The sequence below is a fragment of the Spirosoma soli genome (assembly GCF_042684525.1).
Lineage (GTDB): Bacteria > Bacteroidota > Bacteroidia > Cytophagales > Spirosomataceae > Spirosoma > Spirosoma soli.
Genome location: NZ_JBHULN010000007.1, coordinates 159,738 through 185,804 on the forward strand (window position 1 = coordinate 159,738; position 26,067 = coordinate 185,804).

Below are 26,067 nucleotides of genomic sequence, written 5' to 3' on the forward strand. Positions count from 1 at the left end.
TCAATCAAATCAGCAGGCTACTGATTTTAGAAAGATTGTGAACCTGGAGCATTGTCGTCATACTAACGTTAGCCCTTCTCAGTACTGGATTTCTCCAAAAAGTTGGGGTTATCTAGTTTATTTGTAGTTTAGCTATAAGAGCCAGGTTCACTCAAGGCGTCTTTCCTTAAGTGAACAGTGCGTACCCGCCCGAAAAAGTAATAGAATTATCCGTTGACAGTCAGTATGTTATTACACCTTGTCGTGGTGTATGAACGGTTAGTTAGTCAGTTTATCTGTGCGTCTCGTTGCCGCATTTGGTAATTGGTTGAATAAACCTCTTTAACCGGTGTAATTCTTGTTGACTCCGAATACATTCAGCTCCTGATACCTCTTTTCAACCCATGCAACGCCCCATCAATCCCTCGCTTACTTCCACGGCAGACTATTATGTGCTCATCGTTGAGGATGAATTTGTGATTGCCAACGACCTCCGCCTGATTCTGAGTGAAGCAGGGTATTCGGTGCTGGGTATTGCCGATTCGGTGGCCGAGGCTCAGGAACTGATTGAGCAACGACGGCCGGATATGGTGCTGCTCGATATCTATCTGAAAGGAAAGAAAAGCGGTCTTGATCTCGCTAAGCAGTTAGGGGACAGTGGTATACCGTTTATTTTTGTTTCCGCTAACGACAATCGTAGTATACTCGAGGAAGTGAAAGCTACCCAGCCCAGCGGCTATATTGTGAAACCCTTCCGGGAGAAAGATATAGTGACGACGCTGGAAATTGGCCGGTACCGGCACGCACACAGTGTCGAGGTGAAGCTGCGGGAGGAGAAGGCACTACAAATTGCCCTCACCGAAGCTTTGTCGGCAACTGAAGCCTGGGAGCAAAAACTGCTGAAAGTGGCCATTCTTCTTCAGGCGCAGGTTCCATTTGATCTGTTGACCATCCGGTACCGCAAAGCCGCGTCTGACCATACCTACAGCTATTACCGCGTCGGCTTTGATGAATACCGGACCATCAACGATGCTGACTTTCTGCAACTGGCAAAAATCACACCCGATCAACTCGTGCAGCTGCGATCCCAAACGAGCTTTACCCAGGCGGATCGCTACAACCAGGATGATTTTAACGCGCTATGTCGGCGAAACCCGTGCATACAGCTCCTGGCCGACACCTTCCGGCTTCAGTCGGCCCTGGTGTTTCCGCTCCGCAACGGGCCAACTGATACGTTTACCGTCTCTTTTTATAGTCGCCAGCCGGACCCCTACCTCAGCCGCCATCTGGCTTTGCTCGAACGGCTCGAACAGCCCATTCTGTTGACGCTAGATCGTATTCTGGCCTTCGAGGAGGTGGCCCGGTTGAGCGAGCAACTCCGGCGCGAGAATTCGTACCTGCAGGAAGAAGTAAAAACTGCGGCAAACTTCGAGGAAATCATTGGCACCAGCCAGCATCTGCTGCGGGTATTCAACCAGGTTTCACAGGTGGCGCCGACCGATACGACGGTGCTGATTTTAGGCGAAAGCGGTACAGGTAAAGAGCTTTTTGCCCGGGCCATTCACAACCTGTCATCCCGCCGGGACAAAATTCTCGTCAAGATTAACTGTGCCGCCTTACCCGCTGCGTTGATCGAATCGGAGCTGTTTGGGCACGAAAAAGGCGCTTTTACGGGCGCGGTTGATCGTCGGGTTGGTAAGTTCGAACTGGCCAGGGGCGGTACCATCTTCCTGGACGAAATTGGTGAGTTGCCGATGGAGCTGCAGGCCAAACTACTCCGGGTCTTGCAGGAGAAAGAGATTGAGCGTGTGGGTGGAAACGAGGCCATCCGCATCGACGTGCGGGTGATTGCTGCCACCAATCGTCAGTTGGAAAACGAGGTAGCTGCCAACCGTTTCCGACTGGATTTGTATTTCCGGCTGTCGACTTTCCCCATCCACCTACCATCCCTACGCGAGCGGCAGGGCGACATTCCCCTGCTAGCTACGTTTTTTGCCCAGAAATCGGCCCGAAAATTGGGAAAACCGTTCTGCGGCATTGCCGATTCGGTTCTTAATGAGTTAATTAACTATAGCTGGCCGGGTAACATTCGCGAACTGGAGAATGTGATCGAACAGGCCGTTATCCTCAACAATGGACAGTCACCGCTGGAATTAGGGCGGCCGTTAGTTAATTCACTGTTTATGGGCAGTTTAGTGCCGTTTGGTCTCCCCCAAACCAGTCAAGCGCAAACCTCGTCACCGAAGGCTCTCTCGGACATAAAACAGATACAGCAGGAAACCGAGCGCGACTATATCTTGTCCGTCCTGAAGCAAACAAACGGGCGCATACGCGGTAGTGGGGGAGCCGCTGAACTACTAAACCTGAAGCCGACTACGCTGGAATACCGCATGGAAAAGTTGGGTATTCGCAAGACGCTGACCGTCCAGACCCAATAACCTAGTTGAGCAATCTGTCTGACGTGCTGTTATGAAGACGATACGAGCGGTGCTTTTCATGCTGCTGGCCTTTCTGGCTGCGAAGACCCGTGGGCAGTCGTTCGACGCAAAAATTGTTAGCGTACGCCACCAGTTGACGCTCCGACAGGCCGATACCGTGCGGATTAGGCTATGGCTTCAGTTGGCCAGTGACTATCTCAATCACCCGACTGATCACGCGCCCCGTTACGTCGATACGACGCTGTTGTACGCCAGGCGGGCCGAAGCGTTGAGCCGCAGGTTGCGGTTGCGTCATTGGCTGGCCAACAGTCTCGTTCTCAAAAGTCAGGCATTGGTCGATGCCAGAGCCCGGCAGGCCCAGCAAATCGAGGAAGCCCGCGTATCCCTGACGGAAGCGATGCAACTTTACCGCATGACGGCTGATTGGTTGCGATGGGCTGACGCCATGTTCCTGTACGGTGATAGTTACCCAACGCCCGACACCACGCGTCTCGCTTACTTTCGGGCGGCATTGACTGTGTACCGGCAAAGGGGGCAACCGACCCGAGCAGCCACCGTTTTGAGTGAGATTGCGTTGACAAATAGCCTTCGGGGCAAACCCCAGCAAGCGCTACGTATCTATATGGACGTTCTGAGAATACAGGACTCGATTCAGGATAAGACCGTTAGCAAAACGCTGCGCTCTTTATCGCTGGCTTATGGTAACCTGGGAGATTATCCAAACGCTTTGCGGTATGCACAACGGCTTTACCAAACGGCTAAGCAATCGGCCGATTCGCACAACCTGGCGACTGCCTATGCGAGCTTAGCTAACATTCACGAAAAATTAGGAAACTACGAACAGGCGCTTCAGTATTCGAGGGCTCAACTACCGATTGATCAGCAGCAACATATGCTACAATCGATTGTGCAAATCCGGTTACGCATGAGCCGACTGTTGCGATTGGTAGGCCGCAACCAGGAAGCGTTGGGACAAACAAAAGCAGCCTGGCAACTCAACCAGACCCAGGTTCAACGTTTTGAGCAAGCGATCCTTGTCGAATTCGCCAACTGTTACACGGCGTTGCATGATTACCCGAAAGCTGAACAGTATCTTCTGAAAATAATACGTGGTTACCAGGAATCTCCGGGCCAGGTTGTTCCGCAGGGGCAAGTTGTTGTGTACCGGCAGCTGGGAACGTTGTACGTGCAGATGCAGCGCTTTTCCGAAGCCATGACCTATCTACGTCAGGCATTGACTATTGCAAAAGGGCTTGATCATCTGGAAGAACAGCGAGACGCCGTTTTTCAACTGTACCGGATCGACTCCATTCGTGGGCAGTACCGAACGGCGCTAACCCATTACCAGCAGTACGTCGGCCTGAATAATCTGCTGTTCAACGAAACCCGGAATAAACAACTGGCCAGCCTGCAAATTCAGTTTGATACCGAAAAGAAAGAGCAGGAAATCAACCTGCTGCAACAACAGTCCAGGCTTCAGCAACTTAGCGTCAGGCAGGCGCTCACGACCCGGAATGTGTCTATTGTTGGGGCTGGTTTGTTACTGCTGTTGCTGGGGGTAAGCTACAACCGCTATCGGCTTAAACAGCGGAGCAATCGCCAGCTGGAGGCCAAGCAGGTGATCATTAATCAGAAAAATCATTCGCTCCAGCAGGTACTGGCCGAAAAAGATCACTTATTGGCTGAGAAGGAATGGATGCTCAAGGAAATTCACCACCGGGTAAAGAATAATCTCCAGATCATTGCCAGCCTGCTTCGCTCACAGGGTCTTTACCTGAAAGACGAAACGGCTCTGGCGGCCATCCGGGAGAGCCAGAACCGGGTACAGGCTATGGCGTTACTGCACCAAAAATTATATCAGGCAGATCGGTTAGCGTCTATCCCCATGGCCGACTACAGTAAGGCGATCGTAGAGTACCTTATCGAGTCGTTTGACCGCGACGACACGATTGACAAACAGATCGGAATTTCGGCCATTGAGCTGGACGTTACGCTGGCCGTTCCAATCGGTTTGATCATCAACGAAGCGGTCACCAATGCGTTGAAATATGCCTTTCTGCCTACCCAAAAAGGTATGATTACTGTGCGGCTGGAAGCCCACGAAGACAGACAGTATCAATTGATAGTTAGTGATAACGGAATCAGGTTTCCTGCTGATTTTGACCCGCTACGAAGCCGAACGCTAGGCTTGAGCCTCATCCGTGGCTTGAGTAAGCAAATCGGCGGACGCCTGCAGATTACTGGTCAGGCCGGGGTGACGCTCGCCCTCGTCTTCACCCATAGCAGCGATGGTAGGAGCCAGTCATGACCACGCCAAAGATAGATGGCCGTACGTACGGTCACGACTGGCCAGGTAAAGCTCCTCAATGCGTATGAAGCCAGTTCAAAATGTATTCGGCATCTTCTTGCCAGGTTGGCAGCCCCAGCACGAAGTGGTTGCGGCCTTCAAATTCCTTGTATTCCAGCACCGAGCCATTGGTTTTATACGCCTTGAAATTACGCTCGTTCAGATGCGCCGGCATGATGTGGTCCTGACTGCCGGACGTAATCAGCAACGGTACGTGCGGTTTTTCAAAGTCTACATGAGCAGCGCTCGTTAACCCACCCCGAGTTACGTTTTTTGATTCTGGAATGGTGTTCGCTTCGTAAGCTGCTTTCTGTTCTTCTAACGGCATCCCGTTAACAAAAGCATATTGCCAGTCTTCAAACGACATCAAGTAGGTTTCTTCCAGATCCGTAAACAGTCCCAGCGCTTTCCAACCCGCTCTCAGGAACGAAAACTCGTAGGGAAAGACCCCTTGGGGAGGCACCGGGTGGATCGCCACACCCGCAGCAGCCAGGTCGCGGTTGACAATGATTTGAGTAATGAGGCCACCGAGTGAATGTCCGATCACGATAGGCTTCTCGGGGCAATTCTTTACGATACCGACGTAATGGCTGATCAGTTCATCCAACGTCAGCGCGGCTAAGTCAGTATCGTTTGGCTGGCGGGCTCGTAGCTCGGCCGCGGGAGCGTCCTTAAATGGCCAGGGCGGAGCCATAGTTGTATAACCCTTGCTCTCGAAATACGTTTGCCATTTGGCCCAGCCAGCGTGAGTGACGAAGGCACCGGTGATGAACACAATAGTTTTTGACTGAATCATAGTGTATTGGTTTATATGGAATGCACAAGGAAGGCAGAAAACAGAGGGCTATTTCTGTGCCAGTCCAGGCGAGCGACTAAAACGAAGTGAAAAAGGCCGAAAGGATTGTACTGAGGGCGTAGACAACGGCTTTGAGCTGGAAGAGCGATAACGCCAACTCCAGATTTATTGGAGTTCGCGGTCAAAAACTCCAGAATTTTCGGGCGTAAGCGACATTGGAAAACCAGGCAAGTGAGTCAACCTATTCTGATGAGATTCAGCGTCGGCAGCGGTCCGCCGGGAAACTGTTGCAATTTGCCACCTTCGGCCAACCGCCCCAGATGTACGCCCGCAAAGCCAATTCGTTCAATTATGGCCCCCACGATCTCGTTTGCCGGCGTATCATTACCGGAGTAAAAGATGACGCGCTTACCGCCCGCCTGATTTGGCTCAGCGCCCAACACGTGCGGAGTTAATGTATTGAATGCTTTGACCACTCGAGCGCCGGGTGCCTGGTCGGCTACTACTTCGCTGGACGTTTTGCCGTTCAGGTTGGCGAGCCGAAAACCAGGCAGAATTGGGTTGGTTGGGTCGATAATAATCTTACCCTCCCAGGACGGAACGCTGGTCATAACCGTATTCAGACTGTTCCAGGGTATGGCCAGAAAAATTACGTCGGCTTGCGCGGCCTGTTTTACAGTACCAGCGGTGACATTACCGCCCAGCCGGTTAACCACCTCGGTTAAAGAGGAGGGCTCCCGGCTGTTACTGATGATTACCTCGTAGCCCGCTTTGGCTACCTGACTGGCAAACGCTTGGCCAATGCCACCCGCTCCAATAATTCCGATTTTCATGTGCTTGCGAATAAAAGATGATACAAAGTGATCAGGCAACTAGTGATTCGCACCCGGTTACAAGAGCCATGCCAAGGCGGTGAAAAGGACAGAAGAGCGGCTAATCAGAGCCTTCCTGATAAAATACAGCACGAACGTGAGTTGAGCCGTTTCAATAAATCCAGAAGGTTTGGGTAACTCCAATAAAGCTGAATTAGCCATGAGGCTGGTTCTTAAAGATGGGATACTGCACTTTGGGAGCGGCCAGCACGGAGAGTGGAACAATTTTAGTAAGTTCAGGGTAAACTACGGCCAGAGTTATGTTCGACGTTTTTAAAGCGTATCTCAACGATAAAATCACTCTTACTGACCATCAATTTGATCTGGTTCAGTCGGCAAGTTCACTAAAACGGCTGCGTAAACGGCAGTTTCTGCTTCAGGAAGGGGATATATGGCAGCGGTACGCGTTCGTCTGTCAGGGTTGTCTGCGCATTTATTATTTAGATGATAAAGGTGTCGAACACATCATGAAGTTTTGCATCGAGAATTGGTGGGCCGGTGACCGCGAAAGCCTCCTGACGGGTAACCCCGCCCGTACGAATATCGACGCCCTGGAAGATTCGGTAGTACTGTTGTTTAACAAAGAGGATTTCGACCAGCTCTGCCAAACGATACCTGCTTTTGGGCAACTGATCAATACCCTCATCGACCGCACATACATCGCCAGTCAGCACCGTATCCAGACGAATATCAGCTACAGCGCTGAAGAAAAGTACGTCGATTTTATTAAAACATACCCCGCTATTTTCAACCGAGTTCCTCTGCACATGATCGCTTCCTATCTCGGCGTTTCGCCCGAAACCCTGAGTCGTATTCGTCACCAGGCGGCCGCCAGGTCAACGTGATTGTTGATAATGAGTTGATTACTGTATAAGCCTTGACTTTTATCAAGGTGTTTTTCCCGCAAAAGTCAAGGGAAAGGGTGCTGGTTAGGCTCCACCTTTGTGTCGTCACTAATTAATGACACCCGGCCGAAAACGGCTGTTGGAATACCTAATCAACAAGAAGTAAGATCATGTCAAAGTTAGAAAACAAGGTAGCTTTCGTTACCGGAGGAAGCCGCGGCATTGGAGCCGCTATCGTCAAACGCCTGGCCGCTGATGGAGCCAGTGTAGCCTTTACGTACTTAAACGCGGAAGCCAAGGCGAATGCTTTAGTCGCCGAAATTGAACAGGCTGGGGGCAAAGCGATAGCGATCAGAGCGGATAGTGGTGACTCTAAGGCGGCCGAAGGTGCCGTTGAGGCTGTGGTTCAAAACTTCGGTCGTCTGGATATAGTGGTCAATAGCGCGGGCATTACGACTTACAAACCCGTCGATCATCATGAGGCTGACCTAACCGGCGTTAGTCAACTGATCAACGTCAATTTAAACGGTGTAGCTGCTACAGTGCGAGCCGCTGCTAAATATTTAAGGGAGGGCGGCCGGGTTATCTCAATAGGGTCAACTTTCGCTGACCGGGTAGCGTTTGCTGGTTTTGCTGACTATGCCGCATCCAAAGCAGCCGTAGCGGCTTATTCTCGTGGATGGGCTTGGGACTTGGGTAAAAAAGGCATCACCGTCAATACCGTTCAACCGGGGCCAATAGCTACGGATATGAATCCTGATAATACCGAGTTTGCGACCAGCGTAAAAGCTGGTTTAGCCCTGGGACGTTACGGTAGGGGCGAAGAGATCGCGGCCGCGGTAGCGTTTCTGGCTAGCCCCGAAGCATCTTTTGTCACGGGCTCGACCCTAACTGTAGATGGTGGGCAAAACGCCTGATACTAAGTCTTGTTTGCTTTTGCGTCTTTCTCCCCACTCCAACGTCGTAAGGTTAGGGTGAGGAGAAGATGCATTATTATGTATGCAAAATGGCTGCAAGTAGTTGATGAGCCGTTTGGAGAAGGACTAGACGAGTTGTTTTTTGCTTACCAATAATTCTACCAGGTCAACAATCTGCGAACAGAAGCAGTTGACTTAATGCATACTTCAACTAAAACAACCATGAACTACAATCCACTCGGAAACACCGGCGTATTAGTATCAGAGCTGTGCTTGGGCACTATGACGTTCGGCGGAGAAGGCTATTGGAAAGCAATGGGCCAGCTGCAACAGGATGCGGTGAATGACATTGTGAAAACCGCCCTCGACAATGGCATTAACTTCATCGACACGGCTAACGTTTACTCATTCGGACAGTCGGAAACGTTGCTCGGTCAGTCCCTGAAAACGCTGGGTTTACCCCGTAATGAGCTTATTATTGCCACTAAAGTGCGGGGGCGAATGGGCGAGGGCAAAAACCAGGTTGGTCTGGGGCGTTGGCAGATCATGCAGCAACTGGAAGGAAGCCTGAAGCGCTTACAGGTCGATCACGTTGACCTCTATCAGATTCATGGTTTTGACCCATTGACACCCCTGGAAGAAACCATGCGCGGGTTGGAAGACGTAGTACGCAGCGGTAAAGTGCGCTACATTGGCTGCTCAAACCTGGCCGCCTGGCAGGTCATGAAAGCAAACGGTATCGCCGAAAAAAATGGCTGGACAAAATTCGTGTCGACCCAGAACTACTACTCCATTGCTGGTCGTGATCTCGAAAACGAAATTGTGCCCATGGTGCAGGATCAGCAAATGGGCATTTTACCCTGGAGCCCGTTGGCGGGCGGATTTTTGTCAGGCAAATACACCCGAGACAACAAACCTGCCGACGATTCGCGTCGATTGGCTTTCGATTTTCCGCCGGTGAACCAGGAAAAAGCATACGACATCATCGACGCTATGCAGTCCATTGCCGAAGCCCATGGAGTGTCGGTAGCCCGGATCGCACTAGCCTGGGTGCTGGCCAAATCTGGCGTGACAAGTGTAATTATTGGAGCTAAAAACACCGATCAGCTAATGGATAACATTAAAGCTACCGAGGTTAGCCTAACCACCGAGCAACTCGCCGATCTCGATGCAGTCAGCGCTATACCCAAACCCTATCCGCAATGGATGATTGAGCGCCAGAGTAACGACCGACTGGGAACGTCTAACTTTTCGCCGAATCAATCGGCGGTTACCGCCAAGTAACGTGGCTGGGGAGCCGCGACAGATTTCAACTACTTTGTCGCGGCTCCCTGGCCGCACTACTGCTTGCAAATCCGGTCACTACTGCCGTATTTTGTGCGTATAAATCAATCACCCCATAATGAATTTTCCCGCAGAGCTGAAGTATACGCAGGATCACGAGTGGATTCGGATAGAAGACGATGGTACAGCCGTAGTTGGCATCACCGATTTTGCCCAGCATGAATTAGGTGATATCGTTTATGTGGATATCAACACCATTGGTCAGTCGCTGTCGAAAGGTGACGTATTTGGGTCGGTAGAAGCCGTTAAAACTGTTTCTGACCTGTTCCTGCCGATTGAAGGTGAAATCCTTGAATTAAACTCCGCCATCGAAAAGTCGCCCGAGCTGCTCAACAGCGATCCCTACGGCGAAGGTTGGATTATCCGCCTGAAACCAGCTGCTGCTGACCAGAACGAAGACCTGCTCACGGCTGAGGCTTACCAGGAATTGGTTGGCGCCTGATGCATACTGATAAGAGGTTACCAAGGCTCCGACAGGGGCCTTTTTTTTGAATCAATACTGTCAGCATGACAAAAAGCCTAGATATAACATCGGGCGATATCATCTTCCATGCAACTTCTGATCCGTTCCGCTCGTGTTATTGATGCCGCTTCGTCGTTCGACGGGCAAACGTGTGATATCTTATTAGACAACGGACTGATCCGTCAAATTGGCGAGCGCCTGACCGCCGACGAAGGAGTTCGGATCATTGAAGCCGATAATTTACACGTATCGCCGGGTTGGGTCGACCTGCGTGTGCTGGCGCAGGACCCTGGTTATGAGCATAAAGAAGATTTCACCAGTCTTTGCCGGGCAGCAGCAGCAGGAGGTTTCACTGATATAGCTGTACTACCTAACACCCAGCCCGTTGTTGACGCCAAAGGGACCCTCGGCTACGTCCGGCGCATGGCCGAAGGGCAACCCGTAAACGTTCATGTGATTGCAGCCGTCACTAAAAAAGCGGCCGGCGAAGATTTTACGGAAATGCTGGATCTTCATCATGCCGGCGCCGTTGCCTTCTCCGATGGAACACACCCGTTGCAGAATCCTGATCTGTTGCTCAAAACCTTGCAGTATCTACGGCCTATCAATGGGTTGCTGATGAATCGCCCCGAAGAAACATTGCTGACCCGTTATGGCCAGATGCACGAGGGTGTTCAAAGTACATTGCTGGGGTTAAAAGGCATGCCAGCCCTGGCGGAAGAACTCATGATTGAGCGCGATCTTCGGCTGCTTGATTATGTTTTGGGCCAAGAGCCGAGGGCAAAGGGCCGGGAGCAGGAAGGAACAGTTCCGTCTCTACCACCTTCGCCCTTTTCTCCCGACTCTTTGCTCCCTGCCCTACATTTCTCCACAATCTCTTCGGCTAAATCAGTCGAGCTGATTCGTCAGGCGAAAAAGCAGGGTATGCTGGTTAGTTGCGATGTGGCGGCCCATCAGCTTGTTTTTGACGACTCGGCCCTGGCTGGATTTGATACCAACCTGAAAGTAAATCCGCCGTTCCGGTCACCGGAAGACGTGACGGCTTTGTGGGAAGGTATTGCCGACGGAACCATCGATGCAATTGTGTCTGATCATTCTCCTCAGGATGCGGAAAGCAAGAATCTCGAATTTGATCAGGCAGAATTCGGTATCATCGGCTTAGAAACGGTCTTTGCCTCTGTCATGACCTACAACCAGAAAGTATCGCTTTCTCAAATAGTGGATAAGCTAGCGACTCGGCCCCGGCAGATATTGCGGCTTCCTGCCGTTTCTATTGCCGAAGGGCAGGTTGCCAACTTGACGTTGTTTGACCCAACCAGTACCTGGACCTACGAAAGAACCCATTCGAAGTCAAAAAACTCACCTTTTTTGGGTCAGACACTTACCGGTCGTGTCATTGGAACTGTTCATCAGAAAGTGTACACTCATAACTTATGAAAGATATTATCGCCTATTTTAACCATCCGTTGCTGAAATTCCCCCTCCTGGCCGGGATGGCTACGGGCGTATTGTGTTTTCTTTACTTTCTGGGATTATACGCCGTGGGTGTACCCGCGCTGGGAAACATTCGAGTGCTTGACTACGGCATCCACATCATCGTTATGATTGCTACGGTATGGTATTACCGGAAGACAATTGGTCAGGGACGATTGCATTTATGGGAAGGCCTAACCATTGGTTATGTGTTGAACACAGTGGCTGCTTTGGTTACGGGCTGGCTCATTTATTTGTTTGTTACGCAGATTGATCCTGGGGTATTTACCGAATACGTTGCCAATTCAAAGAAGCTGTTGCTGGAAGGTAAAAAGCAGATTACTGATCAGTTTGGCCCCGAGACGTTCAATGATCAATGGACCAAAGTCAGTACGATGCAACCTGGTGTCTTGTTGCCCGATGAACTCACCAAGAAAACAGCGCTTGCGGTATTACCGGTGCTTATCATTTCGCTTATTTTCCGTAAACAAGATTACAGTGTTATCAATCCTTAAACTAAACTGATATCATTATGAACGAAAGAACATCTACAGCTCGGGTTGCCCTTAAATGGGGAGGTGTACTGGGTATTGCCCTAATTCTATTTTCGCTCATACTTTACCTTACCGACAACACCAGTAACGCAGCTCTAGGTGCGGTCACCTATCTCTTTATGGCCGTTGGCATCGTTTTAGCCATGCGCGAATATCGAACACTCAACAGCGGCTATATGACCTACGGCGAAGGGCTTGGCCTGGGGGCGTTAACCGCTACCATATCAGGATTGCTCTCCAGCTTATTCTCCGTATTCTATACGACTGTTATCGATACAGGAATCATGGAACGAGCTTCCGATAAGATCCGTGAGCAGTTAGAAGATCGCGGGGTACCCGATGAACAGATTGACCAACAGATGGAGATGATGCAGATGTTCCAGAGCCCTGGACTGTTGTTTGTGTTTGGCGTCATTGGTTCGGCGTTTATTGGGCTACTTCTATCATTAGTTATAGCCGCTTTTATGCGACGGAACAACCCAAATCCGTTTGATTGATGTATCTGGTGGAGCGAGTAAAGCAAGGGCGGTTACTACAGGTGAATAACTTGCTCTACTCGCTCTACCTATTTCACTAATCACCAATACAGTGCTGGCTATTTTTCGCAAAGAAATTAATCAATTCTTCTCGTCGCCCATCGCCTACATCATCATGGGCGTGTTTTTAACGGCTGTAGGGCTGCTACTTTGGGTATTTCCGGATACCAGCTTACTCGAAAACGGTTACGCCGACATGGGCACGTTCTTCAACCTGACGCCGTATGTGATGCTCTTTCTGGTGCCAGCTGTTACCATGCGGTCCATTGCCGACGAGGTCCGATCTGGCACGCTCGAATGGTTACTAACTAAACCCGTAAGCCGGTGGGGGGTTGTAGGTGGCAAATTCCTCGCAAGCTGGCTTCTGGTTGTTTTAACTCTTTTACCAACGATACTGTATTACGTAACCCTGTATCAGCTGGGCTCACCCGTTGGCAACATTGACTCCGCGGGTGTGTTCGGGTCATACATTGGGTTGCTGCTGCTAGGGGGCGTTTTTGTGGCCATTGGCTTATGGGCATCGTCATTGAACGACAACCAAGTGGTAGCCTTCGTGTTGGGTGTGTTTTTTTGTTTTTTGTTATATGTCGGGTTAAGTGCAATAGCCGGATTGAGTGCATTGGGTGGACTTACGTACTATTTATCTTACTTTGCTTTAGATGAGCAATACCGCGCACTGGGGAGAGGATTAATTGATTCCCGCAATGTTGTGTACTTGCTTAGCCTGATCGCGCTTTTTTTAGTGTTGACAGCCAATCGACTAAGCGCTAGATCGTAGTTAACTTCTTTTATGAATTACTCTACTTTGCGCTATGGCGCAGCAATTACCTGGACGATTATCATGCTCATTGGTTGCACTATTCCCGGGCCTGACGTACCACCGGTGATGACGTTAAATGACAAGTTCATGCACATCGGCATTTTTGTTCCTTTTGCCGCTTTGTGGATCATTGCTGGCCGGCGGCCAATGTGGGTGATCATAGCTGGGTTGTTATACGGCATCTTAATTGAAGTAATACAAGGAGTTCTTCCCATACACCGTAGCGCTGACGTAAAGGACGCTATTGCCGATTTCATTGGAACCTTACTTGGTGTAGGAGTCGGATTGGGATTAGGAAAGGTCTTTAAGATATAGAGCCAGCCTGGCAAAGGTGTGTTGTTTCAATGCCTTAAAATAAAGTATGAGCCTTGTAAACGCTTAGCTATTAGCAGCTTATTGGATTGCCAGGCAGTACAAGTGAGGGTAGTTAAACCGTAATAACGGTAAGCTTTCGGAAAGGAAAAGGAGAGAGTCCGCTAAAATCTGTCTAAACGGCCAGCCATGTTTTAGCAAAAAATTGCCAACTTAACCGCTCAAACCACTGATTGTTATGCATATCGGATTTATTGGCTTAGGCAAGATGGGCTTCAATCTTGTCAGTAACTTAGTTCGTCACGGTCATACTGTTGTAGGCTATGATATCAACGAAACCTTAGTTGAAGCCGTCAAAACAGAAGGAGCGCAGGGCGTTACTTCCTTGCAAGACCTGTATAATGCGCTGCCCGAAAAGCGTGTTTTATGGCTGATGATTCCGGCGGGGCCGCTCGTTGACAACGTTATTGAGCAGCTGCTGGCCGTCATGCAGGCTGGCGATGTTGTTATTGACGGCGGTAATTCACATTACCAGGATTCGCTCCGACGACACGCTTACTTAAAAGAAAAAGGTATTGGATTCCTGGACTGCGGCACGAGTGGCGGCATCAGCGGAGCATTGAACGGAGCATGCACCATGGTAGGGGGCGACGCCGACGTTATTGAGCCATTGCACGGAGTGTTCCGGGATATATCAGTCGAAGACGGTTATCTGTATACGGGCCCGGCTGGTAGTGGCCACTTCACCAAAATGGTACATAACGGCATCGAGTATGGTATGATGCAATCTATTGCCGAAGGCTTTGAAGTGTTGCAGAAAAGCCAGTTTCCGTTCGACTTTGAAGCGGTTGCCCGGATGTGGGGCCATGGATCGGTCATTCGTGGCTGGTTGATGGAGTTGACCGAGAACGCCTTCAAAAAGGACGCTAAGCTGGACGAAATTAGAGGACGTATGTTCTCCTCAGGCGAAGGCAAATGGACGCTCGAAACAGCCCTTGATCTAGGGGTGCCAACACCCGTCATTGCGCTCTCATTGATCATGCGTTACCGATCGCTGCAAGACGATACGTTTACCGGTAAAGTCGTTGCTGCGTTGCGCAATGAGTTTGGTGGACACGCTGTTGAGAAAAAATAAATTAGGGCCGAATAAAGAACCGCGCTCAATCTAATTAAATTTTTGTCGTTAATTTATAGAGATAAAGGGGTTCAGGCAGTTTCGATTGTCATCCATAATGCAATCGAAACTGCCTGAACTCTTATATTTTATAACCCTATAACCGCGGTATGCCTATATGAAAGTATTAGGTCCGATTCAAGATCCTGTTTTTATTGAGAAGTCGTACAACCAGGTTGACCAACTGTTTCTTCGATATATTAAAGATGAACGCGATTTGCCCTTCGTTTATCTAACTATCCGCATTAGCTTAACGCTGATTCCATTAAGTGTGCTGTTATTTATGCCTTTCCTCACGGGTTGGGCGTGGTGGGCGGTGGCGGCTGTTCATTTTTACATCAGTAATTTCATGTTCAAAGGGCCATTTGGACTGATGCTGCATTGCACCAGCCACCGTCCGTTCTTTAAGCCTGAGTACGGCTGGATGAACAACTATTTACCCTGGATAATGGCTCCGTTTTTTGGCCATACACCAGAAACGTATTACAGTCACCACATCGGGATGCACCATCCCGAAAATAATCTTGAAGATGACGAAAGCAGCACAATGGCGTTTCAACGCGATAGCTTTCGTAGTTTCCTGGCCTACTTCGGTCAATTCTTCGTGCGGGGTGTACACGATTTATTAGTTTATCTGCGCTGGAAGAACCGCTCAAAACTGGCAAAACGGGCTCTGATTGGCGAAATCACATTCGGTATTGTCTGCGTGGCGCTCTGCTTTGTCAGTTGGCCAGCAACAGTGCTCGTCTTCATTCTACCGCTGTTCATTTATCGCTTAGTGGCCATGTTAGGCAACTGGACGCAACACGCCTTCGTGGACGGTGACGATCCTGGGAATGCGTATAAGAATAGCATCACCTGCATTAACGTCAAGTACAATAAGAAATGCTGGAACGATGGCTATCATATCAGCCACCACGTGCGGCCTGCTATGCACTGGACGGAGCATCCAGTATTTTTTCAGAAAACGATTGATAAATACGCCCAGAACCAGGCCATTGTTTTTGACGGGCTGGATTTTCTGCAAATATTCTTTTTACTGATGCGGGGCCGGTACGATAAGCTAGCCCAGCACATGGTTAACATCAACGGTACGTTCGTGGATGATGACGATGCTATCGCCTTACTTCGCCAGCGGACACAGCGAATTCTGGTTAGAGAACCCGAGTTAGTTTCATTATAGATCAACTAACGGTTAACTACGAGTCGATGGTATCAACTAACTATTGTTGCCATCGACTCGTGCTTCAATGATGCGCTGCACTTCGACCGGTACGTTTGAGAGAAAGTCGTAACCCGTTAACCGTTCCAGCTCGTCGACACTAGTTAGGTAGGCTCGCCAGGGTTTATCAGCTGCCGACTGGTTATTGAGGATGTTCACCGCAATGACACGCGTGTTTGTTGATACGCGAGAAGCATCGTTCGAGCCCGTTGGTAACACCACGATGATCTTCCAGAGCGTGGCTGGAACCGTTATTTTACTGCCAGCAATAGCGGAAGAAAAGCCATTTTGACCAGTGCCACCGGAGCCGTACGTTCCGGCAATAACGTACACCTCATTACCGGTTGTTGCTTGCTGCCGTTCATAGTCTTCCAAATTTTTCCAGACTTCGCGGTTATGCCGCGGTGCTTGTGGCACGATGTTGGTTAGCAAAAAGGTACTAGCATTATCTTCTGGTGAGCGATCACGATCATCGGAGGGGCACAGATGACCTCTGTCGAAGCCCGTGTTTGTATAGTCAGTTGGTTTAGCCGCATACCAGCCGGAAGGGAGCGTAGGATCGGGGCGAAACGCATCGGTTCGACGGCTCTCACCCTTCCAGGCCGAGCTGAGGTGCCAGCTGGCCCAGTTTGCGATACCTCGACTACGGCTGTAAGACAATACATAGGCTGATTTGGTAAGGAGGTAGTTGTCAGGGTCGCTGACAGAGGCCCCACTGGGATTACCAAGAGCGAGGTTGTCATCACGTGTTGGTTCAGTAGAACCAGTACCGGCTGGTTTCGGCGATTTTACTGATACACAATCAGTCAGTAACACTCCGAAACTAATTAAAAATAAAATACTTTTGAGTTGGCGAAGTACTTGAATTGATTTTGCTGACATTCTTACGGAACTTTACAACGAATAAACGTAACAAATGACTACTTAGCCTATAAGTGTACTAAGTAGTAACAAAATTGACCTAAAATAAACAGAGTTATCTGCTGTTATGGCCAAAAAGAAGCAACCAGCTGGCCCGGGCCAGGAAAGACCGCGCCCAGTAGCCCCCAAGCCTGCTTTAACTCCTTCCGGCGGAGCTACCCGACCTAATTCGGTTCGGACGGCTGAGGCAACTATACGCCCGGCTACCCGCCCAATCACCGCAAAACAAGCTGAAACACCGTCAACACCCGACCTGCCGATTGAGACGCGGCCGGTCGCCTGGTGGCCTCCCGTCGTACTGGCGCTTTTAGGCGCTCTTTTATACGTGAACACGTTTGGGCATCAATACGCTCTCGACGATATTGCCGCTATTGGACAAAACCTTTTTGTTAAAAAAGGCATTGCCGGTATCCCTGATCTGCTCCGTACCGAATTCTGGCACTTTAGTAATATTTCACTCGGTTATTATCGGCCTTTGTCGCTCATTACGTTTGCACTCGAGCAAGAGTACTTTAAAGACAACCCGAATATTAGCCACATGATTAATGCCGGCCTCTACGGTCTGACGGGCGTAGTGGTTGGAATCTTACTTCAGAAGTGGTTACCTAAGCAAATCATTACAGCCTTTTTGATTGGACTGGTCTTTATGGCCCACCCAATCCATACCGAAATTGTTGCCAATATTAAAGGCCGCGATGAGATACTTAGCTTCCTATTTATCTCCCTAATGCTGTTGTCCTACTGGCGTTATTTGGAAACAAAACAATGGGGGTGGATTGTTGGCGCTTGCTTGTCACTTTACCTGGCATTTTTATCGAAAGAATCTTCTATTGTTAGTTTGGCCCTGATTCCGGCCATGCAGTACTGGTTTGCCCGCCGGAACGTGTGGCAGTCGCTCATTAGCCTGTGGCCGTTCTTAATTGTTGCGGCTTTATTCTTTTACCAAAAGCAGAAGATGATCGGCACCTTGAGCGGTACACCACCGGTCGACTGGGCTAACTATCCGTATGCTATTGAGAAGACGCAGAAGTCGACCATGTTCAAATTTTTTGAATACTATCTGCGACTGCTCATTTTGCCTCATCCGCTGGTTTATGATTACTCATATAACGTTATACCGTCGGGGAGTAAGGGAGATGTATTAACGTGGGCAGGCTTCTTTACCATGGTTGGCATGATTTGGCTTACCTGGAAAGGTTTCCTTAAGCGGACCCTCTGGGGGTTTGGTCTTTTCTGGTTCTTCGTAACCATGGCACCTGGCTTAGGCTTTATCTGGTTCCGGGGCGGTATTTTGGCCGAGCGCTTTACGTATGCCGCTGTTATGGGCTTTGGCTTTGTGCTAATCTGGAGCCTCCAGAAATTACTGGTTCGCGACGCTAGCGACGCAACTAAACCATTGCTGGCCCGCTACGCTCCTTTGCTTGGACTAATGGCCGTTGTGGCTGGTCTGTATTCGTTCAAGACCATTGAGCGTAATCGCGATTGGGAAAATAACTTTGTGTTGTTTAACTCCGCTTTACCTTACGCACCGAACAGTTGCCAGGTACAACGGCACGTGGCGAACGAGTGGATCGAAAAAGGACTTAAGGACCGTGCTAAGGCTGATTCTATCGCTAATGCAACGAATGCCCTGAAGCCGAAACCTACGCCAGACCAGATAAAGAAAGCCCAGGCATTGATTGACACCAATATCGCCCACGCTAACAAGCACGGCCGGTGGGCGCTCGACCACTTGCAGGAATCAACACGTATCTATCCAAACTTTGGCGAAGCGTATTTCTCCATGGCGTACGTATTTCAAAAGATTACGCCTAACGTAGACTCGGCGAAATACTATTACAAGCAAACGATCCGGGCTGCCTCGGCTTATGCACCCGCTTACAACAACCTGGGTGTTATCTACCAGGGCGAAGGCCTGGCACAAAACAATCGGCAGAAGCTTGAGCTAGCTTCATACTATTACAATCAGTCCATGATTGTAAACCCAGCGTATCAGGACGGCAAAAACAACCATGCAAACCTGCTCAAGGCAACGGGGCTGGACGTAAGAATGCTGCCTGATTCAATACTGAAAAAGTATTAACACAGGTAATACGTTAGGTTAACACAAAGTCCGGTCTCTTTAATAGAGCCGGACTTTGTGTTGGTATAGATAGATGTATGCTTAAAGGCTGCTCAATGCCTGCTGAGCTTCTTCTGCCGTCAAATCTTTGCCGTACATAGGCGTGTCGGGCTGTTGTTTGCGTCCGCCTTCGTGCAGTGAACCTGTATAAACCGGTGCAAAACCTATTTCCCGAATAAGGTCTGATACAATGGCCTTTGCTCCTGCGTCGTCGCTCGCTACAAAGATGGCCCGGCGTTGAGCTTCAGGCTTGCTGATATCACCCTGTTCGGCGAGGTGTTTGAACCAAATGGTGTTAAATGCTTTAACCAATCGTGCGTCAGGTAAGCGTTTCGCGGTTTCTTCGCTGGATGTTGAGTCTCCCAAATCCAATACCTGTCCGTTAGGGCCGTATGGATTCATGGCATCAATCACAATCTTGTTGGCAACCAAATCGGAGTGCGGCAGGGCTTCCGGAGAGTTCCAGGGAACGGCTAACAGGATAACTTCGCCGAAAGCGGCTGCATTGTCGACCGTATCGGCATGCGCTGTGGGGCCGAGTTCAGCAACAATATCTTTTAGGGATTCAGGTCCGCGCGAGTTACTAAGAGCAACCTCATGACCTGCTTCAACAAATAGCTTGGCAACAGTATGGCCGATGTTGCCTGCCCCGATAATTCCGATTTTCATAATACGTTAGTGATTGGTTACTGGAGACGTAACATGAAAGTCGGAGGGAAGGTGCACGCTACCCAATCACTTCTTGGATCAAGAAGCAAACTAGATTTGAAGAAGTTAGTGGCTCCTATGACAATACAAGCCTGTTCTACACCAAGCATCTAAACTAAAACCAGCCGGTGTTTAATGACTCAGGTTAAAACAGCGTGAAGTGGTAGTAATAATATATACCAGAAGTAAGTTATTTGCCGTCTAAAAGTTGGTTTAAAGTTTTGCGATTGGCTTCTGGCTCGAAAATGGATCGAACAGGAATAGCAAATCCGGGTATGGTGAGCGCAGTGACTGTGTCGTGGAGGTGAAAATTACCAACGGCGTCGAAAGCCATGAACTCCTCGTCTAATTTAAATTGCTCAACGGTCTGTCGCGTAGGATCTACCAACCAGTACTCACGAACACCGTGAGCGGCATAATCTTCAAACTTTATGCCCCGATCACGTTTGGCAGTCCCTTTTGACAGAATTTCGACTACAAAATCAGGGGCAGGGTGCTGCATGGTTTCATCGTCAAAGGTATCCGCCACTTCTTTGCGCCAGAAACAAATATCTGGCTCATAATCGTTGCGAGTAAGCGTAACGAGGGCTTTTTCAATGTCAACCTCACCTAGCTCTTTAGCCTCAATATAATCCTGAAGAAGACGAAACAGTCGCTTGCTGGCTCGTAAATGCCGACGCTTAACGGGCGAGTGCATAACGATTTGCCCATTGATGAACTCAGCTTTGACGTCCTCCTGAAGCCATTCATAAAACTCCTGCCGACGCTTTTTTTCGTCATCCAAAACCGCTTGAACACGATTGATGATTAATTGAGCATCTGGGGCATCTAATAAGTCCGCAACGAAGTCGGTAAGCATAACAGGCCTGTTTAATAGCTAAATATAGGTGTTTTCTTGTCAATCACTTATCGACATCAGTCCCTATTAACTCGCCTAAAATCTTCTGAGCCGCAACAGAGATTACGGTGCCCGGACCAAAGACTCCTTTAACGCCAGCATCATACAAATACTGGTAATCCTGGGCCGGAATAACGCCCCCGGCAATGACCAGTATGTCATCACGACCGATCTTTTTCAACTCGTCAATCAATTGCGGCACTAGCGTTTTGTGACCAGCCGCCAGGCTCGATACGCCGACAATGTGCACATCGTTTTCGGCAGCCTGGCGAGCCACCTCCTCGGGAGTCTGGAATAACGGCCCCATATCTACATCAAAGCCCAGGTCAGCAAAGCTCGTGGCAATTACTTTAGCGCCCCGATCATGACCGTCCTGGCCCATTTTAGCGACTAGGATGCGTGGTCGACGCCCATCGAGTTCGGCAAAGCGATCACTCATCTCCCGCGCCAGTCGGAAATTTTCATCATCGGAAACCTCGGCGGAATAAATGCCTGATACAGCACGAATAGTGGCCTTATGACGGCCGAATGCTTTTTCCATAGCGTCGGAGATTTCACCCAACGTAGCGCGGTCGCGGGCGGCTTCAACGGCGAGACTCAGTAGATTACCCTCTCCGGTTTGAGCACAATGCGTAATCGCGGCTAGACGGGCTTGCACAGCCTGGCTGTTACGTGTTGCTTTAACATCCTGGATGCGTCGAACCTGTGCCTCCCGAACGGCCTGATTATCAATGTTAAGTAGCTCAATGTCCGTCTCGTTATCCGGCTTGTACCGGTTTACACCCACAATTACGTCTTTACCGCCATCAATTCGGGCTTGCTTACGGGCGGCTGCTTCTTCGATCCGAAGCTTAGGCAAGCCGGTTTCAATGGCTTTCGTCATGCCCCCTAACTGCTCAACTTCTTCGATGAGTGCCCAGGCTTTCTGGGCCAGTTCTTTCGTTAGGAACTCAACGTAATACGAGCCGCCCCAGGGATCAACGGCGCGAGTGACATCGGTTTCGTGTTGTAAATAGAGCTGTGTGTTACGGGCAATGCGGGCCGAGAAGTCGGTGGGTAGCGCAATGGCTTCATCCAGCGAATTCGTATGCAGGCTTTGGGTGCCACCCAAGACGGCGGCAAGGGCTTCAATTATCGTTCGGGCCACGTTGTTGAACGGATCTTGCTCGGTTAAGCTATAGCCCGAAGTTTGACAATGCGTACGTAAGGCTAATGATTTGGCATTGTTTGGAGCAAACTGCTGCACTATCTTGGCCCACAACAAGCGCCCAGCCCGCAGTTTAGCGATCTCCATGAAATGATTCATGCCAATGCCCCAAAAGAACGACAGACGTGGAGCAAAGTCGTCGATACCCATACCGGCCCGCAAGCCTGTACGAATGTATTCGAGGCCATCGGCGAGCGTATAGGCTAGTTCCAGATGCGCCGGTGCCCCTGCTTCGTGCATGTGGTAACCACTGATGCTGATGGAATTGAATTTGGGCATGTATTTGGCGGTGTAGGCGAAAATGTCGCCCACGATACGCATGGAGGGCTCTGGCGGGTAGATGTACGTATTCCGCACCATAAACTCCTTCAGAATGTCATTTTGAATCGTACCTGATAGTTTTTCGGCCGAAACGCCCTGCTCTTCGGCTGCCACGATGAAAAACGCCATAATGGGCAGTACGGCCCCGTTCATGGTCATCGACACCGACATTTGATCGAGCGGAATCTGGTCGAACAAAATCTTCATATCCTCTACCGAATCAATAGCGACACCCGCTTTGCCCACGTCGCCCACTACGCGCGGGTGATCGGAATCGTAGCCTCGGTGCGTGGCTAGATCGAATGCTACGGATAAGCCTTTCTGCCCAGCTGCCAGATTACGACGGTAAAAAGCGTTTGATTCTTCGGCGGTTGAGAAACCGGCATACTGCCGAATCGTCCAGGGTTGGCGGACGTACATACTAGCATAAGGACCACGCAGATAGGGAGGAATGCCAGCCGCGTAGTGTAAGTGCTCGGCATCAACGACGTCGGCAGCTTCGAAGTGTGGTTTGAGTTTTATTCCCTCACTGGTCATATAAGTCGCCGATGAGGGAGCGGCTTGCTTGGGGGCTGCTGACCAGGTGGATATAGTGCCGAAGTTGGGTTTCATACGCTCAGATTTGTACAGCGAAATTAAGCTTTATTCACCCCATCTTAAAACCTATATATAGGTCACCTGCTTGAGCAGTATATTCGGTAAATATGGGCTGTTAAGAAATATTCTTGCCCTTTTTGCATAGTTATTTAATATAAATTATAGATAAATATCTTAAGCCTTATAAATTGCAAGACTGTATTATCCTTTATTCGTTCATACAAATTAAAAATTTAGTCTAATGTACAAGATTACTCCAAAGTCATTGTTCGCCGTGGGGACGTTGCTAGCTACCACGTTTGCCTGCGTAAACGAAACGCAACTTCAACCCAATAACTTCATCAACAGTAATGGTGCTCGGCAGGGTGTTTCAGAAACGGGTGTGAAATTCAAAACAGGTCAGTACATTATCATTGCCTCCGATGAGTCACTTCCCGCTGATCTGGAAGCGAGCATTGTTAAAGCGAATGGTAAAGTCGGACGCACGTTCGGAAAGGTTGGCATCGCAACGGCCACCTCCAGCGACCCTAAATTTGCCGACAAAGCAGCTCGTATTGCGGGTGTACGTTCTGTAATACGAGATGCCGAAGTACAGTGGATCGACCCGGTAGCTAACCAGGAGCTAAAAGCTGAGGACATTGCAGCCCTGTCAGCTACGAATCCGAACACAAATCAGTTTTTCTCATTTCAGTGGGGCCACAAAGCTATTAGTTCGCCTGCGGCCTGGGCGGCTGGTTTTCAGGGAGAAGGTGCCCGCGTAGCCGTACTGGATGGTGGTTTTGACCTGACTCACCCTGACCTCGCCGGTAATATTGTTTACAGCAAAAGTTTTGTACCCGGCGAGCCAGCCCAATACGGATTACCCGACGCGTTTAGTCATGGAACGCACACAGCCGGCACTGTTGCGGCTATTGACAACAACATTGGCGTTGTGGGTGTGGCGCCCAAAGCGAAGCTGCTGCTGATTAAAGTATTAGCCGACAGCGGTTCCGGTTCTTTTTCATGGATGATTCAAGGGCTATTGGATGCGGTTGAACAGCAGGCCGACATTGCCAGCATGAGTCTGGGAGCTTATCTGTTACGTAATGGTAAATACCTCGATGACAATGGTACCCCGGCTGATCCTTCCGATGATTTCGTCGGCCACGACGCAAAATCAGTTCAGGAGTTGATCAATGCCATAACCCGCGTTGTGAGTTATGCCACGAAACAAGGGGTGACGGTCATTGCTGCCGCTGGGAACGACGGTATCAATGGCAATAAAGACGGATCAGGCTTGACGATTCCGGGTAACTTACCGAATGTTATCTCAATTTCGGCTACAGGGCCGCTGGGGTGGTTTGCCAATCGGGCAACTGATCTCGATCGGTTTGCTTCTTACTCGAACTATGGTACGCCAGATATCACATTTGCGGCTCCGGGTGGTGACTTTGCTTTGTTTCCAAACGCTAATTACCAATATGATATGGTGCTGAGCACAGGTGCTTTGAAGAGTTACTACTTCTCGGCTGGCACAAGTATGGCAACACCACATGCTGCGGGTGTGGCTGCCCTGATCGTTGGTAAAAATGGCGGTCGTATGGACCCTACGCGCGTTGAAGCGGCTCTGCGCGCATCGGCCGATGACCTGGGAGCGCCAGGCCGCGATCCGTTATATGGTTATGGCCGTGTTAACGCTTACAAAGCCGTAGTGAATGCCCAATAGCGTTCATTCTTATCGAATCAAAAAGGCAGCCCCACAAAGGCTGCCTTCTTTGTTAGTAGAACTAATGAGTTGGCTATTCAAACGGCTCTGTCAGGCGTCGGTCAGGTAAGGATGTCAATGCCGATGGCTGGGTAGGTTTGTTGGTGTGGCTCGGCTGGAGCGACTCGTCAAACCGAAACTTCGTCACGCCTACCAGAACCTTCCCGTTTTTAACCGCTTCTACCCTAGCTTGGTACGATTTGTCGATTTGGTCCAGTACATAGCCACTAGCGAACGCCTTGACTAAACCGCCCATCTCTTCAACGTTCAGGAATAGTGCCCAGGCTGTTTCAATTAACTGGTTCGTTAAATTTTCAATATAATATGACCCAGCTGATGGATCAGTAACCTTATCAAAATAGCTTTCTTCTTTCAATAAGACTGATATGTTGCGGGCAATTCGTTCGGAAAACTCGTTGATGTTACCCAAAATGGCATTGTATGGATGTACTGTCAGCACGTCGCAGCCGCCAATAACAGCTGCCATCGCTTCAGTCGTGGCTCGAAGTAAGTTTGTGTAAGGCGTAGCCGAGGCATCATAAAAGGTTGAAGTCTGACTATGAAGTAAGAACGGTAAGGGCTGGCTCTCAAAATTAACCTGATAAGCAGCGGCAAAACGGGCCAGCAAAACTCGCAGCGCCCGCAACTTAGCAACTTCCAGAAAGTAACTCGTGCCCACAGAAACGGACAAGGCTGTTTTAGGGATGAGTTCAGCGAGTGTTAAGCCATCATCAGTTAATTGATCATATACCTCCGCTAAACGGGCTAAGGCAAACCCAAGCTCTTGAGCGGCCGTAGCTCCGGCGTTGTGAAAGTCGTGGCTACTGATAGTGACGGACCGAAACTGGGGCGAATCAGCCGTCAGCCGAGTGACTTGAGCCGTTAGTGGTCCGGCGTCTGTTAGCAAACCACCTTTTAGTTGGTAAGGCGCAATTGACTTTAAGCTTTGGATAAATCGTACAGGGTTGGAATAAGCGTCGGTGCGGAAAAAAACGGGAGTATCGCTCAGCTTTATACCGTCTAGTAATCTGGCCAGATCTAGATTGGGGGGCAGGGTGAGTACCAGGGCATCGGCCCCACGCCTGAGGGTATCCCGTAGCAATACGTTGTCGGCTTTTTCGTCGGAGATTCGGCGCTCGGGTGCATTAAGCCAGCCAGTTGTCTGTTTCTGCGCTGATTGAATTTGGACTAATGGCAAATCGGCTAAGTCATCAGCTGTATAATAGGGCTCTACAATGAAGCCATCTTCGTTATGCCAGCGTAGACTTTCGAAAGCATTATCATCTTTTAATTCTTTACGTATTTGCGCTAACCAGGCTAATTTGTCGGCTGCTGGAAATGAGGTACTAAAAAGCGGCTCCATTGGTAGTTTGTGACAATGTGTAGGTAAAATTACATCTTTCTCTTTTCGGGGGCAAAACCGTCATTTCAACTGACTAGTGGACAGTGTTCTTGCA

The 26,067-nt window shown here is 49.6% G+C and carries 22 protein-coding genes; 15 read left to right on the plus strand and 7 right to left on the minus strand.

All coding sequences use genetic code 11. The annotated features are described in order from the left end of the window. Positions 1 to 383 precede the first annotated feature (383 nt). A complete protein-coding gene (locus tag ACFSUS_RS13440; protein WP_381523347.1) occupies positions 384 to 2,417 on the plus strand; it encodes a sigma 54-interacting transcriptional regulator in 2,034 nt (677 codons plus the stop codon). Between the two features lie 31 nt (positions 2,418 to 2,448). Continuing rightward, entirely contained in the window at positions 2,449 to 4,725 is a 2,277-nt protein-coding gene (locus tag ACFSUS_RS13445; RefSeq protein ID WP_381523349.1) for a tetratricopeptide repeat protein, read from the plus strand. A gap of 55 nt (positions 4,726 to 4,780) precedes the next feature. On the opposite strand, the gene ACFSUS_RS13450 is transcribed toward ACFSUS_RS13445, so the two are convergent. Together ACFSUS_RS13450 and ACFSUS_RS13455 are read right to left on the minus strand one after the other, a co-directional pair. Beyond that, on the minus strand, positions 4,781 to 5,560 hold the full coding sequence (locus ACFSUS_RS13450) for an alpha/beta hydrolase (protein WP_381523351.1): 780 nt from the start codon (positions 5,558 to 5,560) through the stop codon (positions 4,781 to 4,783). Between the two features lie 236 nt (positions 5,561 to 5,796). After that, complete coding sequence (locus ACFSUS_RS13455) at positions 5,797 to 6,393, minus strand: NADPH-dependent F420 reductase (RefSeq protein ID WP_381523353.1); 597 nt, start codon at positions 6,391 to 6,393, stop codon at positions 5,797 to 5,799. A 299-nt stretch (positions 6,394 to 6,692) separates the two neighbouring features. Here ACFSUS_RS13455 and ACFSUS_RS13460 point away from each other — a divergent pair, with 299 nt between their 5' ends. From ACFSUS_RS13460 to ACFSUS_RS13510, 11 genes are all read left to right on the plus strand, one after another. Beyond that, positions 6,693 to 7,277, plus strand: a complete 585-nt coding sequence (locus tag ACFSUS_RS13460) for a Crp/Fnr family transcriptional regulator (protein WP_381523355.1) — start codon at positions 6,693 to 6,695, stop codon at positions 7,275 to 7,277. Between the two features lie 170 nt (positions 7,278 to 7,447). Then, positions 7,448 to 8,194: an SDR family NAD(P)-dependent oxidoreductase gene (locus ACFSUS_RS13465; RefSeq protein ID WP_381523357.1), complete on the plus strand. Its 747-nt coding sequence runs from the start codon at positions 7,448 to 7,450 to the stop codon at positions 8,192 to 8,194. A gap of 222 nt (positions 8,195 to 8,416) precedes the next feature. Then, positions 8,417 to 9,478, plus strand: a complete 1,062-nt coding sequence (locus ACFSUS_RS13470) for an aldo/keto reductase (protein ID WP_381523360.1) — start codon at positions 8,417 to 8,419, stop codon at positions 9,476 to 9,478. Positions 9,479 to 9,596: 118 nt separating this feature from the next. Then, positions 9,597 to 9,980, plus strand: coding sequence for a glycine cleavage system protein GcvH (gcvH, locus tag ACFSUS_RS13475; RefSeq protein WP_381523361.1), 384 nt, complete (start codon positions 9,597 to 9,599; stop codon positions 9,978 to 9,980). Positions 9,981 to 10,088: 108 nt separating this feature from the next. After that, a complete protein-coding gene (locus ACFSUS_RS13480) occupies positions 10,089 to 11,438 on the plus strand; it encodes a dihydroorotase (RefSeq protein ID WP_381523362.1) in 1,350 nt (449 codons plus the stop codon). Then, positions 11,435 to 11,989, plus strand: coding sequence for a DUF4199 domain-containing protein (locus tag ACFSUS_RS13485; protein WP_381523364.1), 555 nt, complete (start codon positions 11,435 to 11,437; stop codon positions 11,987 to 11,989). Before ACFSUS_RS13480 ends, ACFSUS_RS13485 begins: the two co-directional genes overlap by 4 nt. Before the next feature lie 17 nt (positions 11,990 to 12,006). Beyond that, complete coding sequence (locus ACFSUS_RS13490) at positions 12,007 to 12,525, plus strand: DUF4199 domain-containing protein (RefSeq protein ID WP_381523366.1); 519 nt, start codon at positions 12,007 to 12,009, stop codon at positions 12,523 to 12,525. A gap of 91 nt (positions 12,526 to 12,616) precedes the next feature. Next, positions 12,617 to 13,342: a gliding motility-associated ABC transporter permease subunit GldF gene (gldF, locus tag ACFSUS_RS13495; protein WP_381523368.1), complete on the plus strand. Its 726-nt coding sequence runs from the start codon at positions 12,617 to 12,619 to the stop codon at positions 13,340 to 13,342. Positions 13,343 to 13,354: 12 nt separating this feature from the next. Next, positions 13,355 to 13,699 (plus strand): VanZ family protein, encoded by a 345-nt coding sequence (locus ACFSUS_RS13500; protein WP_381523370.1) that lies wholly within the window; start codon positions 13,355 to 13,357, stop codon positions 13,697 to 13,699. 235 nt (positions 13,700 to 13,934) lie between these two features. Continuing rightward, complete coding sequence (gnd, locus tag ACFSUS_RS13505) at positions 13,935 to 14,831, plus strand: phosphogluconate dehydrogenase (NAD(+)-dependent, decarboxylating) (RefSeq protein WP_381523372.1); 897 nt, start codon at positions 13,935 to 13,937, stop codon at positions 14,829 to 14,831. Between the two features lie 157 nt (positions 14,832 to 14,988). Next, on the plus strand, positions 14,989 to 16,053 hold the full coding sequence (locus ACFSUS_RS13510; RefSeq protein ID WP_381523374.1) for a fatty acid desaturase family protein: 1,065 nt from the start codon (positions 14,989 to 14,991) through the stop codon (positions 16,051 to 16,053). A gap of 36 nt (positions 16,054 to 16,089) precedes the next feature. Here the strand turns inward: ACFSUS_RS13510 and ACFSUS_RS13515 are convergent, their stop codons facing one another. Next, positions 16,090 to 16,974, minus strand: coding sequence for a DNA/RNA non-specific endonuclease (locus ACFSUS_RS13515; RefSeq protein WP_381523375.1), 885 nt, complete (start codon positions 16,972 to 16,974; stop codon positions 16,090 to 16,092). Positions 16,975 to 17,080: 106 nt separating this feature from the next. Between ACFSUS_RS13515 and ACFSUS_RS13520 the strand changes: the two genes are divergently transcribed. Next, positions 17,081 to 19,096 carry a tetratricopeptide repeat protein gene (locus tag ACFSUS_RS13520; protein WP_381523376.1) on the plus strand — a complete coding sequence of 672 codons (2,016 nt, stop codon included), beginning with the start codon at positions 17,081 to 17,083 and terminating at the stop codon, positions 19,094 to 19,096. An 81-nt stretch (positions 19,097 to 19,177) separates the two neighbouring features. On the opposite strand, the gene ACFSUS_RS13525 is transcribed toward ACFSUS_RS13520, so the two are convergent. From ACFSUS_RS13525 to scpA, 3 genes are all read right to left on the minus strand, one after another. Continuing rightward, positions 19,178 to 19,804 carry an NADPH-dependent F420 reductase gene (locus tag ACFSUS_RS13525; protein ID WP_381523378.1) on the minus strand — a complete coding sequence of 209 codons (627 nt, stop codon included), beginning with the start codon at positions 19,802 to 19,804 and terminating at the stop codon, positions 19,178 to 19,180. 229 nt (positions 19,805 to 20,033) lie between these two features. Next, entirely contained in the window at positions 20,034 to 20,702 is a 669-nt protein-coding gene (locus ACFSUS_RS13530; protein WP_381523380.1) for a Uma2 family endonuclease, read from the minus strand. A 43-nt stretch (positions 20,703 to 20,745) separates the two neighbouring features. Then, positions 20,746 to 22,881, minus strand: a complete 2,136-nt coding sequence (gene scpA, locus ACFSUS_RS13535; protein ID WP_381523382.1) for a methylmalonyl-CoA mutase — start codon at positions 22,879 to 22,881, stop codon at positions 20,746 to 20,748. A gap of 226 nt (positions 22,882 to 23,107) precedes the next feature. On the opposite strand from scpA, the gene ACFSUS_RS13540 reads away from it, so the two are divergent. Further along, complete coding sequence (locus tag ACFSUS_RS13540) at positions 23,108 to 24,571, plus strand: S8 family peptidase (RefSeq protein WP_381523384.1); 1,464 nt, start codon at positions 23,108 to 23,110, stop codon at positions 24,569 to 24,571. A 73-nt stretch (positions 24,572 to 24,644) separates the two neighbouring features. On the opposite strand, the gene ACFSUS_RS13545 is transcribed toward ACFSUS_RS13540, so the two are convergent. After that, positions 24,645 to 25,973: a methylmalonyl-CoA mutase family protein gene (locus ACFSUS_RS13545; protein ID WP_381523386.1), complete on the minus strand. Its 1,329-nt coding sequence runs from the start codon at positions 25,971 to 25,973 to the stop codon at positions 24,645 to 24,647. Between the last annotated feature and the right edge of the window lie 94 nt (positions 25,974 to 26,067).